Here is a 12,851-nt window from a genome sequence, read left to right as displayed (position 1 = left end):
GGGCTAGAAGGGGTCAGCGATGAGCACTCTGCACAAGGTCAAGGCCTACTTCGGTATGGCTCCGATGGAGGATTACGACGACGAGTATTACGACGACCGCGGGCCTTCCCGCGGCTATTCGCGTCCTCGATTCGAGGATGATTACGGTCGTTATGAAGGGCGCGATTTCGAAGACCCGCGCCGCGATCCTCGTGCCGATATGCGCGCCGATTTGCGCGGCGAGCCGGCCGACTATCCACCGCCGGGCGGCTATCGGGGTGGATACCCCGATGAAGCGCGATTCCAGCCGCGCGAGTTCGACCGGGCCGATATGGCCCGGCCGCGCTTCGGGTCGTGGTTGCGCAACCCCACCCGCGGCTCGCTGGCGATGGACCCGCGCCGGATGGCGATGATGTTCGAGGAAGGTCATCCGTTGTCGAAGATCACCACACTGCGCCCCAAGGATTACAGCGAGGCACGCACCATCGGTGAGCGGTTCCGCGACGGCACGCCGGTGATCATGGACTTGGTGTCGATGGACAACGCCGACGCCAAGCGGCTGGTCGACTTCGCGGCCGGTTTGGCCTTCGCGCTGCGCGGATCGTTCGACAAGGTTGCCACCAAGGTCTTCCTGCTCTCGCCCGCAGACGTGGACGTAACCCCGGAGGAGCGTCGTCGGATCGCCGAAACCGGCTTCTACGCTTACCAATAGACAAATCTGCTGCTGTTCAGCCCGGCAGGTCGCAGCTCGGCCTGACGGGCTGTCCGCTCGTCGGGGCCGGCTGCGGTGAACCTATGCGATGTGTGCCGTTGGGCTGGTCGGTAGGCTTGCGCTTGCCGACCGCACGGGCGGCGTCCTCGTATCCGAATCGGTAAGGTCAGGCTCTCGTTGGTGCTGTTTTTCCAGATTCTCGGGTTTGCGCTGTTCATCTTCTGGCTGCTGCTCATCGCTCGGGTTGTCGTCGAGTTCATTCGTTCGTTCAGTCGTGACTGGCGCCCCACCGGTTTCACGGTGGTGATCCTCGAGATCATCATGTCGATCACCGATCCTCCGGTGAAGCTGCTGCGCCGGCTGATCCCGCAACTGACCATCGGCGCGGTGCGCTTCGATCTCTCCATCATGGTGCTGCTGCTGGTGGCCTTCATCGGGATGCAGCTGGCATTCGGTGCCGCCGCCTGAGTGGCCCCTGCCGCCATTTGGACTTAGTTGAGAGACGGTTCGGCCACGATTTGGCGACAAGTTTGGCCGGCATGATTTTCAAATCTAAGGAATGTGATTTATTTGCCTGAGAGTTTGAAATTGGTCCTTATTTATTAGTCCAATCGGCAACCGCCGAGTCTGGTGTGACAGGATGGACGGCAGTTGCGCGACTGCTGCCAGTTCGTTCTACACTTTCCAGATCGTTTGACCGTCCAGGAACTTGAGGGGACAAACAATGCCGCTTACACCTGCCGACGTCCACAATGTGGCGTTCAGTAAGCCGCCTATCGGCAAGCGCGGGTACAACGAAGATGAGGTCGACGCCTTCCTTGACCTGGTGGAGAACGAGCTCACTCGACTGATCGAAGAGAATTCGGATCTGCGTCAACGGATCGCCGAGCTGGACCAGGAGCTGGCCGCGGGTGCTGGCGACGGGGCTGCTGTGACCGCTCAGCCCACCCAAGCCATGCCCGTGTACGAGCCGGAGCCCGAGCCGGCAAAGCCCGCTGCGCCTGTGGCCTCGGCCGCAACCAACGAGGAACAGGCCATGAAGGCGGCCCGGGTGCTGAGCCTGGCGCAAGACACCGCCGACCGCCTCACCAGCACAGCTAAGGCCGAATCGGACAAGATGCTGTCCGACGCCCGCGCCAACGCCGACCAAATCCTCAGCGAGGCCCGGCACACGGCCGAGACAACGGTCACCGAAGCCCGGCAGCGCGCCGATGGGATGCTAGCGGATGCGCAGGCCCGGTCGGAGAGCCAGTTGCGGCAGGCCCAGGAGAAGGCGGACGCCCTGCAGGCCGATGCGGAGCGCAAGCATTCCGAGATCATGGGCACCATCAACCAGCAGCGCACCGTGCTGGAAGGCCGCCTCGAGCAACTGCGGACATTCGAACGCGAATACCGGACTCGTCTCAAGACCTACCTGGAGTCCCAGCTCGAGGAGCTCGGTCAGCGCGGATCGGCCGCGCCGGTCGATTCGAGCGCGGACGCCGGCGGGTTCGAGCAATTCAACCGGGGCAACAACTAGCCGGGACACGGGCCGGGCTGGCCGGCTGGCGCGCAAACCCTGGTAGGTTTTGGCAGTCGCTGCCCGCCGGCCGGAGGATGACCGATGCTGATCATTGCCCTCGTTTTAGCCCTCATTGGGCTCGTTGCGCTGGTGTTCGCGGTGGTCACCAGCAATCAGCTGGTGGCGTGGGTGTGCATCGGCGCCAGTGCACTGGGTGTGGTCTTGCTGATCGTTGACGCCCTCAGGGAGCGTCAGCAACGTGAGGCGGCCAGCAAAGACCAGGATGAGGCCGAACAACCAGCCGATGCCGACGGCGAGGCCGACTACGTCGAATACCCTGACGATGACGCCGAGGCGGAACCGGCCGCCGAAGATGTCGAGGACGCCGAAGAGGGCTCCGAGGACACCGAGGGCCCAGAGGACACCGAGGGCCAAGAGGACGCCGATACTGCGGAAGAATCGACGGTGTCCGCCGACGCTAAGCGTGACGACAGCGCCGAATAGCGCGCCATGCCGTGGCTCGAGCCCGATCCTGTTGGCTAGTGCGGCTTATTGGCTCGGATTGAGCCTGTCCGACTACTTCGAGAAGCTGATGCTGTGATGCTTACCGCGCCTGCCGAGATTTGTTGGGTTCCGTTGTCGCGAACCTGAACTGTCGCGAACCTGAACTGCGACACGGGTCGAGACCTGGCGAATCGGTACCTGATCGTCGTCCGTGCTGGGGTTGAGTCACTCCGATATCGGGGCGGTGGGCTAGGGGTCGAGTTGGGCGGGGGGCTACTCGGCACCTGGGGGCTTGGGCTCCGGTGTGGAGGCGTCGGTCCCATGCGGCGATGATCAGGCCTGGGGCGCCGACTGCCAACGCGCTGGCCAGATGGACAGCCTGGGCTCCGCGTAACGCATGGGCGCGGGCGAGGTGGTCGGCGTGGTGTTCAACCGTCGTGGTGTGTTCGACGGGGCGGGTGGCGGCCCAGAAGTCCTCCCAGTCACGCTCGGCTTCGGCGAGCTCGGATTCGGTTAGGTCGGTGATGACGACCTCACCACCAGCCCGAACTCGATCGAGCGGAGGTGGGGTGGCAACGGGCCGATACGCCGATTCGTCCGCGGCCAGGACGCCGTCGCCCTGATGTGCGCGATCATCGTCATCCTGATGAGGGGGCCCGCACCGCACACAACGTCGCCGCTGTAACCGCCGACCGCGACCATCTACCGGATCGTGTGCGCCGACTGTGCATCAGCACGGCATTCACACAGCCTGACAACGCCGCCCCGACGACCAGCGATAACCCCGATCGGGCAGGGTTCCCCCGGCATGCTTAAACCCGTGCGGGACCGATGAATTCGACGCCCGCGCGAATCGCGGGGCTGTGCCTCAGGATCCGGAAATGCGCCAGCCGGCCGAGTCCCCGTGTCGTCATCAAACGCGCGCCTGGCCAGGACGCAACAATCTTCTCGCTCGTCGCATATGGAGTCTCGGGGTCATCGGGGTCGTGGATGAGCAGCATCGGCGGATAGTCGGTCCGGGCGGCCACCCGGACCATGTTGGTGTCCTCTAAAGGCATGCCGATGCGGCGTTCAAGACGGCGCTGCAGGCCGGCGCGTATCCGTCGGCCGAAGCCGTGGCGCGCGGCGAAGAGATCCAGATAGATCGGGAACTCTCCCATTGGCGCGAGAAACACCAAACGCCCGACCGTCGTGCCCCACGCCGCCGCGAATACGGTCGCGTTGGCCCCGAGTGAGTGGGCGACGACAGCGCGGGCCGGCCCGTGCTCTCGGATGATCGCGGCAACCGCTTCGGCGCACTCGATGGCGGTGGTGCGACCCGGTGCCAGTGCGCCCGGATCGGACTCGTTATGGCTGGGCAGATCGAACGCGATGACGCGATGACCGGACTTGACGAGAGGTTTGATGAACATGCCGAGGTGCGGGCGACGCCCGCCCCAGCCGTGCACGAGATAGACCGGTGGCCCCTCGCCCCAGGCTTCCCCGACGATGCGATGCCCGTTCCAGTGCGCTTCCAGTGGCTGGCCGGGCGGAACGCCGGGCGGCATGCGCAAACTTGACTCCAGGACCGGCGGGGTGCACCACAGCTCGGTCGCCCACCGCGACCCCAATGCGGGGGCGAAGCGCTCCAGCAGCCAGAACGCCCGGCGGACTCGAGTGGCCACCGGCGGTTGCACACCGGAACCCTGCACGTCGAGAACGGTCGGGCTCGAAGAATCGCTGCCGATCTCGTCCGTGCTCTCCCGATTGATCATCTATCGCCTGCCTTTCAGATCGTCGACTCACGGCTGCAAAGCAGCTGAGCCGCCGCTGGTGGTGCAAGGTACCAAGGGCGTCCTGGCCTGGCAACGCGCCGGTGTTGTCGGGAGGGGAAGCAAGTGTCCGTGTGGAACGCAGAGTTCCTGTTGACGACGGGGTGGTTTCAAGTCAACGTCGCAACACCGGCGGATTCTGCGAGGCTATCAGGGCGGCGAATAGGTCGGCGGGACAACGGTCTCGAAGCGGACGGTGATTGAGGTCGTCCTCGACGGCCTGCAGGTGCGCTGGCGGGTGACTGATAGGCGTCACGCCCTTCGGGAAGTAGTCGCGCAGCGGTCCGTTGGTGTTCTCGTTGCTACCCCGTTGCCAGGGTGATCGGGAATCGCAGAAGTACACCGGCGCTCCGCGCTTCTTCGTGGTGCCAGATGGCGTGCCATCTCGGTGCCCTGGTCCCAGGTGATAGACCGCATGAGAGCCGTCGGCAGATCCTGTATGCGGGCTACCAGGGCTCCGTGGAGCGAGTCGGAGTGGGCGCGGGGCAGGTGTAGCAGTCGTAGCATTCGGGTCTGACGCTCGACTAGCGTGCCGATCGCTGAGTGGTGGTTGTCAACGATGATGAGGTCACCCTCCCGGTGCCCTGCCTCTGATCGGTCGACGGGCGGGAACGGCCGGTCGTGGATGGTCAGCATCGGCTGTTGGAAACGGCCGCGCCGGCGCTGTTGGCGGTGGTGTGCTCGGCGGTGATCTCGACCGGTGCGCAACGGTGAGCGTCGGTGCGGTGCCAAACGCGAGGGGTGCAGGAAACACGAATTCGGTTGATACACAGCTTGGTAGATGCTTTCGTGGCACAGCCGCATCTACGGGTCGTCGGGGAAGCGCAGCCGGAGATGACGGCTGATCTGTTGCGGGCTCCACCGCTGAGCAAGCAGCTCGCCGATCACGGCGCGGAGCTCGCTGTTCGTGTCCACTCGTTGCCGATGCTGACGTGCTCTCCGCACGGTGGTGCGGCGATGGGCGACGCCCTGGCCCCTTCTTCACCCGACGCGACGATGCCAACACAACCTCCAGAATCTAGAGAAGAGTTGCGATCGTCCCTGGAAACCACCAGGCCTGGTAGTCAATCCGAAACGCACGCACCGATTGTGGAAAGACGAACGGCTGCAACGTCGGCCGAAGACCCGCAAGTGCATGCGCCTGGGCCCTGGCGCGGGGGCCACAGCGCCAGGGTCGCTGCCCGCCCCGATCATGTGTGGGCGCTGGACTATCAGCACGACCTGACCGTCGATGGCCTTCAGCTGCGCTTCTGCAACGTCATTGACGAGTTCACCCGCGAGGCGTTGGCCACCCGGCCACGACGATCCTGGAACGCCGATCAGACCACCGATCATTCTGATGGGCTGATCCTGACCACGGGCCGCAAGCCCGAACACATCCGGATGGCCAACGGACCCGAACTGACCAGTCACGCCCTGGCTGATTGGGCTCGCTTCGGCGCGGTAGGCACCGTTCTTATCGAATCCGGCGCACCGTGGGAAAACGGGCATTTGCGAATCCTTCAACGGGCGCTTTCGCGACGAATTCCTGACCTCCGAAACCTTCGGTAGTCTGCTCGAAGCCCAGGTTCTCGCCGAGGACTGGTGCACCGAATGCACCACCGACCGACCTCACAGCGCATTGAACGACCTCACCGCCAAGGCCTTCCAAAATGCACCGGGAAACCACCAACCAAAAGCTCTCATAGAAGTCGGCCCGGAAGCTGGGGCCCCGTCAACCGAAGTCCCGCCGAGCTTTTCACCCTCTTGCTAGACTCGCCAGGCCATCATGTGTTGCGACGATGACTGGGACCCACCTTGCCGCGCTCTAGTCAGTATTCGGCTGCCGCCGACCCGGTTTGTGGACAGCAGCTCCGTCGATTCGGGGACAGGGGGATTTAACCGACGTAGTGGCCGCTGAGCCGACAGACATTTTGGTGTCGCGGCGGCATTTGTGGAACAAACGTATTCGTGACCGGTGAGCCCGAAACGATGGTCAATTCACTGAGGAGTCAGATTGCAGCGGACGGTCCTTGGAGGGAAGATTCATCGCGCCACCGTCACACAGGCCGACTTGAACTACGTTGGATCGATCACTCTCGACGCCGACCTCATGGCGGCATCCGGGATTGTTGAAGGCGAACAGGTCCACGTCCTCGACATCACCAACGGAGCGCGACTGGTCACCTACGCGATCGCGGGTCCTGGGGGTTCCGGTGTCGTCGGAATAAATGGCGCGGCAGCACATCTTATTGCGCCGGGCGATCTGGTCATCATCATGTCGTACCTCATCGTTGGCGAAGAGGAGCGTTGTGGCCATTCGGCGAAGGTGGTGCACGTCGACGCGGTCAACAGCATTGTTGGACTGGGGTCCGATCCGGCGCAGCCCGTCCCCGGCGCTCTAGCCGAGTCGGTTTCCGGACCAATTTCCGGTCGGGACCTGTTCGGCGCCGCCGATGCGCTGTGAGCCGTTCCTAATCATTTTCGACTGGTGCATGAGGTGGTGATGTTGGTGGATAGAGTTAGAGCCTCATCTGCGCAAGAAGCTTTATGGTTTGCGCAGAAATTGGTTCCGGATCTACCCAATAATGTGTCTATCTGCTTCGAGGTATCCGGTCCAATAGATCACGATATGATGGCTGTAGCATTGCGCCACCACGGTCGTGAGGCGCATACGCTGCGTGTTCGATTTCTTGAAGACCAGGATGGGCTTCATCAAGTATTGTGCGGCCCGGAATCGTGGGAACCGGAATTCTTCGACGTCAGTGATGCACCCGACCCGGATGCCGCTGCTCAAAGCATCATTTTAGAAATAAGAGGAACCTCCTTCGATCTAAGTCATGGCCTATTGGGCCGAGCTGGACTGATCAAGCTAAATGAGCTACGCCATTTTGTCTTTTTGGTAGTTCACCATATTGTTTGCGATGGATTTTCAACACTCATTGCCGTACGGCGGGTAGCCGAAATATATACAGCGTTGAAATCAGGCAGCAGCATTCCTCGATCTGCGTATTGTAGCCCCGAGGCGGTCGCCGAATATGATTCGCGTTATAAACTCTCTGAAAGATATACTTCCGATAAAGAATTTTGGACTAGTTACACGCGCGCATGGCCGGAGCCGCTGAATGCCATTCGGCGCCCAACTGCGCCGCGCGCGGCAACCCTGCGCTACAGCACGATTCTGACTGGAGAGGTTCCGGGGCGCTTGCATGCTGCCGCTGATGGCGCCGGCACGTTGCTGCCCGTTTTTTTCATTGCCGCGGTGGCCGGATGTCTTAGCCGATTGTCATCAACGTCCGAGTTTTCGGTTCGACTGGCGGTCGCTAATAGGTTCGGTATCGCACGGAAAACGCCATGCCTGCTGTCGAATACCGTTCCGGTGCGAGTAAATGTCCCATCCGGTGTCGGATTTTCAAACTTCGCAAGTGTTCTTGGTCGAGAGATCAGCTCAGTACTCAGGCATTCCCGCTATCCGGTAACGGAAATTCGGGATATCGGGCGCCTTCAAATGCAAAGAAGTCAATTTGGGCCGGTTATCAACGTGCTGCCCTTTTTTTCCGAGACACACGAGCTTCCTGATAGTCATGGGGCTTTTCGGGACGGATCTTTTGGGGCCTGCGACGATCTACTAATTTCTATATATTACGATGCGCGCGAACTCAACAACGGAGAGCCCGGCAGTGTTTACATCCAAATTGATGGAAATGGACTGCTGTACGCCAACGAGGACCTGATCCGTTTAGCGGATCACTTGGTTTCATTTTTGCGCGCAGTTAGCGCCGAACCGCAGCGACGGGTCGATCTGGTCGAGATCATCGATCCTGTCGAACGTCAACGGCTGCTGGTCGAGTGCAACGACACCGCCACCGCTATCCCCGAGGCGACTATCCCGGAACTGTTTGGCGCGCAGGTTGCTCGCGTTCCCGAGTCGGCGGCGGTCCACGACGACCTGGAGATGCTGACCTACCGCGAACTCGATGTTCGGGCATCCGATTTGGCCCGTGGTTTGGCCGCTCGTGGGGCAGGTCCGGAAGTTATTGTTGCGGTGGCTTTGCCCCGCTCGGCTCGGTTGGTGGTTGCGTTGCTGGCGATCGCCAAAACCGGTGCTGCGTACCTGCCGATCGACCCGAACTATCCCAGCGAGCGCAGCGCCTACATTCTCAGCGACGCCGCTCCCCAATTGCTGATCACTGACACCCCCACCGCCCCAACATTGCCCGACACGGGTGTCGCTGTGCTGATCCTCGACACCACCCTCGACACCACCGAGGTCTCCGACCGCGGGATCGAGGCCGTCCCCGGGTACTGCTACCAGGACAGCCTGGGGCCAGGACCGGACAACCTGGCCTACATCATGTACACCTCCGGATCCACCGGACACCCCAAACCCGTGGCCATCACCCACCGCAACGTGGTGGCATTGTTTACCGGTTTCGGGTGGTGGCGTGGTTTGACCGACACCGATGTGTGGGCGTGGTGTCATTCGCCGGCGTTCGATGTCTCGGCGTGGGAGTTGTGGGGAGCGCTGCTGCACGGAGCCCAGGCTGTGGTGGTGCCGTGGGAGGTGGTGCGATCACCGCGAGAACTGTGGCAGCTTGTGGTCGATGAGCGCATCACGGTGCTCAGTCAGACGCCGTCGGCGTTTTATGAATTGATCCGTGTGCAGCGCGAACTCCCGGCTAGCGCAGAGAGTTCCGCATTGCGGATGGTGGTTTTCGCTGGGGAGGCGCTAGACCCGTCTCGGTTACGGGGTTGGTATCCGGGGCAGGGTGAGCAGGCGCCGGCCTTGATCAACATGTACGGGATCACCGAAACGACGGTGCATACCACGTATCTGGAGCTCTCCGGCGAGGACGCCGAAGGCGGCGTCTCCCCGATTGGTGGCCCGTTGGGCAATGTGCGGGTGTTTGTGTTGGATGCGGGGTTGTGTCCGGTGCCGGTGGGGGTGGCTGGTGAGTTGTATGTTGCCGGTGCGCAGGTGGCGCGGGGGTATCGGGGTCGGGTGGGGTTGACCGCGCAGCGGTTTGTGGCGTGTCCGTTCGGGCCTGCTGGGTCGCGGATGTATCGCAGCGGGGATTTGGTGCGCTGGAACAGCTCGGGGGTGTTGGAGTTTGTGGGCCGCGCCGATGATCAGGTCAAGATCCGCGGGTTTCGGATTGAACCGGGTGAGGTCGAGGCGGTGCTGGCGGCTCATCCGCGGGTGGCTCAGGCAGCAGTCGCCGCCTACAGCACCTCGGGTGGTCTTGAGGGCATCAGCGACAAGCAGTTGGTGGGCTACATCGTGCCCGATCGGGAGGCGTTGCTCGCGCGTGACGCGGCGCGAGAGGCCGGGCTGGTGCAGCAGTGGGCACAGGTGTATGGCGGGGTGTATTCGGGGTTGGCGTCGCAGGTGCCGGCGGTGTTGGGGGAGGATTTCCGGGGCTGGGTTAGCAGTTATACGGGGGCGCCGATCCCGTTGGATCAGATGGGTGAATGGCGTGCGGCCGCGGTGGAGCGGATCGTGGGGTTGAGTCCGGGGCGGGTCTTGGAGATCGGTGTCGGTACGGGGTTGTTGCTTGCCCAGCTTGCCCCCGACTGTGTGGAGTATTGGGGTACCGACTTTTCTGCGTCGACGATTGAGATGTTGCAGGCGGCGGTGGTGTCGCGGCCGTGGGGTGATCGGGTGCGGTTACGGGTGCAGCCTGCCGATAGCGCCGAGGGGTTGCCGGCGGGCCATTTCGACGTGGTGGTGCTCAACTCGGTGATCCAGTACTTCCCGAGCGCGGGGTATCTGCTTGATGTGCTGGCGGTGGCGATGCGGTTGTTGGCGCCGGGCGGGGCGTTGTTTATCGGTGATGTGCGCAATCTGGGGTTGTTGAGGGCGTTTACCACCAAGGTGCTGTGCACCGGCACCGCCGGGGCCAACGATGCTGCCGCGGTGATGCGTGAGCGGGTGCGTAGGGAGATGCTTGCCGAGCAAGAGTTGTTGTTGGCGCCGGAATTCTTTTCCGCCCTGCCGCAGTATCTGCCCGATATCGCGGCGGTGGACATACAGCTCAAGCGGATGCAGGCGGTCAACGAGCTCAGCTGTTACCGCTATGAGGTGGTGCTGCGTAAAGGGCCGGTAGGGGTTCGGTCGTTGGCGGGTCTTTCGGCCTTGCCGTGGCAACGGTTTGGCGGTCCGGCTGCGCTGGGTGAGTATTTGCAGGAGCACCGCCCGGCGGGGTTGCGGGTTAGCGGGATACCCCACGAGGCGGTATGGCCGGATGTGGCGATGGCTCACGCGCTGGCCCAGGCCGGTGACCGCGTGCTGGTCAGCCAGATAGGTGCAGACCCTTCCCCGTCGGATGCGGTGTTGCCACATCACTTGCATCAGCTTGGGCGAGAAGCCGGATACAGCGTCGCGGTGACCTTCTCCTCGACTCCCGGTCTGATGGACGTGTTGCTCGTCGATTCGCTTGATGCTCAACCGCTGCCTGCGTTGTCGGATCTGTATCTGCCCGGCGCGCCGATCGGTTCTTTGGCCGGTTACGTCAATGACCCCTCGGCGATCGAGTTGGCTAACGAGGTGCGTCGGTGGGTGGGGGAGCGGTTGCCGGAGTACATGGTGCCGGCGGCGGTGATGGTGGTGGAGGGGTTGCCGTTGACGGCGAACGGCAAGCTGGATCGGCGCGCGCTGCCGGCCCCGCAGTTCACCAGCACGGCGGCCTACCGCGGACCGCGTGATCAGCGTGAAGCAGTGTTGGCGGGCTTGTTCGCCGAGGTCCTCGGCGTCGCTCAGGTCGGCATTGATGACCGGTTCTTCGACCTCGGTGGACACTCACTATCGGTCACCCGGCTCGTCGCCCGGATCCGCGCCGAACTCAACGTCGAAGTCCCCATCCGGGCGGTGTTCAACGCCCCCACCGTCGCTGAACTCGCCCAATGGATTTCGGTGCATGGCGGTGCGCGGGTGCGTGCGGCGTTGGTGGCGCGGGAGCGTCCGGCGCGGTTGCCGTTGTCCTATGCCCAGACTCGGTTGTGGTTCCTGCATAAATATGAGGGTCCGTCGGCGACCTACAACATCCCGTTGGCGGTGCGGTTGACCGGCGAGATCGATGCTGCGGCGCTGTGCGCGGCGATCGTTGATGTGGTGGCCCGCCATGAAAGTCTGCGCACCCTGTTCACCGAAACCGACGGCATCGCCTGCCAACAGGTCCTGCCGGCCGAAGACCTCGACGTGCCGGTGACCGTCACCGAAGTGACCTCTGACGAGTTGATCACGGCGGCCGCCGACACCGTGGGGTATCGGTTCGATCTGGCCACCGAAATCCCGATCCGGGCCCAGCTATTGCAGGTGTCGAGCACTGAGCATGTTTTGGTGGTGGTGGTTCATCACATCGCCGCCGATGGGGCTTCGATGGTGCCGTTAGCCCGGGATGTGGCCACCGCGTATACGGCGCGTCTTGTTGGGCGGGCCCCGGATTGGGCGCCGCTGGCGGTGCAGTACGCCGATTACACGTTGTGGCAACACGACGTCCTGGGTAGTGAGGACGATCCCGATAGCGTCTTGTCCCAGCAGTTCGACTACTGGCGTGCCGAGTTGGCTGATGCGCCCAAACACATTGTGTTGCCGACGGATCGGCCCCGCCCCCCACAACAATCATTCCGCGGCGACCAGGTCGCGTTGAACATCGACGCGGGACTGCGGACACGTATCGAGGCGTTGGCCCGTCAGAGCGGCACCACCCCGTCGATGGTGCTGCAAGCCGCGTTGATGGTGCTGCTGCACAAACTCGGAGCCGGTGACGATTTGACGATCGGCGGGCCGATCGCCGGACGTACCGATGATGCGCTCAACGATCTGATCGGGTTTTTGTCAACACCTGGGTGTTGCGGGTCAACACCTCCGGCAACCCGAGCTTCGGTGAACTACTCGAACAGGTCCGCGATAAAGCGTTGGCCGCCTACGAGAACCAAGACGCCCCGTTCGAGCGGCTGGTGGAACTGCTCAACCCATCACGCTCCACCGCGCATCACCCCCTGTTCCAAATATCATTCGCGCTGCAAAACAACCCTCTTCCCGCCATCGAGTCCTCCCCCGGGCTGGGCATCGAAATACTGAACCCACCCACCCACACCGCCAAGTTTGATCTGTTCATCAATCTGGTCGATCTGCCCTCACCCACCAAAGATCCCCAACCACTCGCCGGGACCATCGAATACGCCACCGACCTGTTTGACCGCGACACCATCGAAAAGTTCGCCACCTCCTACCTCCACATCCTCGACATCGTCACCACCAACCCCCAACAACAGATCGATCTGGTCGAGATCATCGACCCCGCCGAACGTCAACGGCTTCTGGTCGAGTGCAACGACACCGCCACCGCAATCCCCGAAACCA

General features: G+C 62.7%; 9 protein-coding genes and 2 pseudogenes. 8 read left to right on the top strand and 3 right to left on the bottom strand.

Going from position 1 to position 12,851, the window contains the following annotated elements:
• Positions 1 to 19: 19 nt before the first annotated feature.
• From CCUG20998_RS15335 to CCUG20998_RS15320, 4 genes are all read left to right on the top strand, one after another.
• On the top strand, positions 20 to 691 hold the full coding sequence (locus CCUG20998_RS15335) for a cell division protein SepF (RefSeq protein ID WP_012394853.1): 672 nt from the start codon (positions 20 to 22) through the stop codon (positions 689 to 691).
• 177 nt (positions 692 to 868) lie between these two features.
• Positions 869 to 1,159, top strand: a complete 291-nt coding sequence (locus CCUG20998_RS15330) for a YggT family protein (protein WP_020725593.1) — start codon at positions 869 to 871, stop codon at positions 1,157 to 1,159.
• 256 nt (positions 1,160 to 1,415) lie between these two features.
• Positions 1,416 to 2,210: a DivIVA-like cell division protein Wag31 gene (gene wag31 / locus CCUG20998_RS15325; RefSeq protein ID WP_103654143.1), complete on the top strand. Its 795-nt coding sequence runs from the start codon at positions 1,416 to 1,418 to the stop codon at positions 2,208 to 2,210.
• Positions 2,211 to 2,294: 84 nt separating this feature from the next.
• Positions 2,295 to 2,696 carry a membrane protein gene (locus CCUG20998_RS15320; RefSeq protein ID WP_012394851.1) on the top strand — a complete coding sequence of 134 codons (402 nt, stop codon included), beginning with the start codon at positions 2,295 to 2,297 and terminating at the stop codon, positions 2,694 to 2,696.
• 249 nt (positions 2,697 to 2,945) lie between these two features.
• Here the strand turns inward: CCUG20998_RS15320 and CCUG20998_RS15315 are convergent.
• The 3 genes and pseudogenes from CCUG20998_RS15315 to CCUG20998_RS15305 form a co-directional block, all read right to left on the bottom strand.
• Positions 2,946 to 3,216 (bottom strand): annotated as a pseudogene (locus tag CCUG20998_RS15315) (PIN domain-containing protein); the annotation flags it as partial.
• Positions 3,217 to 3,508: 292 nt separating this feature from the next.
• The gene (locus tag CCUG20998_RS15310) at positions 3,509 to 4,450 is read right to left on the bottom strand and encodes an alpha/beta fold hydrolase (protein ID WP_020729379.1); all 942 of its coding nucleotides are present in this window, start codon (positions 4,448 to 4,450) and stop codon (positions 3,509 to 3,511) included.
• A 309-nt stretch (positions 4,451 to 4,759) separates the two neighbouring features.
• On the bottom strand, positions 4,760 to 5,311 hold the full coding sequence (locus CCUG20998_RS15305) for an IS30 family transposase (RefSeq protein WP_420812036.1): 552 nt from the start codon (positions 5,309 to 5,311) through the stop codon (positions 4,760 to 4,762).
• Here CCUG20998_RS15305 and CCUG20998_RS29180 point away from each other — a divergent pair.
• From CCUG20998_RS29180 to CCUG20998_RS15285, 4 genes and pseudogenes are all read left to right on the top strand, one after another.
• Positions 5,297 to 6,058: a DDE-type integrase/transposase/recombinase gene (locus CCUG20998_RS29180; RefSeq protein WP_420812035.1), complete on the top strand. Its 762-nt coding sequence runs from the start codon at positions 5,297 to 5,299 to the stop codon at positions 6,056 to 6,058. The two genes, CCUG20998_RS15305 and CCUG20998_RS29180, sit on opposite strands and share 15 nt — an antisense overlap.
• Positions 5,997 to 6,260: an integrase core domain-containing protein gene (locus CCUG20998_RS29295; protein WP_081651028.1), complete on the top strand. Its 264-nt coding sequence runs from the start codon at positions 5,997 to 5,999 to the stop codon at positions 6,258 to 6,260. The genes CCUG20998_RS29180 and CCUG20998_RS29295 overlap by 62 nt, the downstream gene beginning before the upstream one ends.
• A gap of 243 nt (positions 6,261 to 6,503) precedes the next feature.
• The gene (panD, locus tag CCUG20998_RS15290; RefSeq protein WP_012394848.1) at positions 6,504 to 6,953 is read left to right on the top strand and encodes an aspartate 1-decarboxylase; all 450 of its coding nucleotides are present in this window, start codon (positions 6,504 to 6,506) and stop codon (positions 6,951 to 6,953) included.
• Positions 6,954 to 6,992: 39 nt separating this feature from the next.
• Positions 6,993 to 12,751: pseudogene (locus CCUG20998_RS15285) on the top strand (amino acid adenylation domain-containing protein); the annotation flags it as partial.
• Positions 12,752 to 12,851 lie beyond the last annotated feature (100 nt).

The organism is Mycobacterium marinum (assembly GCF_003391395.1).
GTDB classification, from domain to species: domain Bacteria; phylum Actinomycetota; class Actinomycetes; order Mycobacteriales; family Mycobacteriaceae; genus Mycobacterium; species Mycobacterium marinum.
Note: the sequence above shows the minus strand (reverse complement) of the source record. Positions and strands in the feature narration are given on the sequence as shown.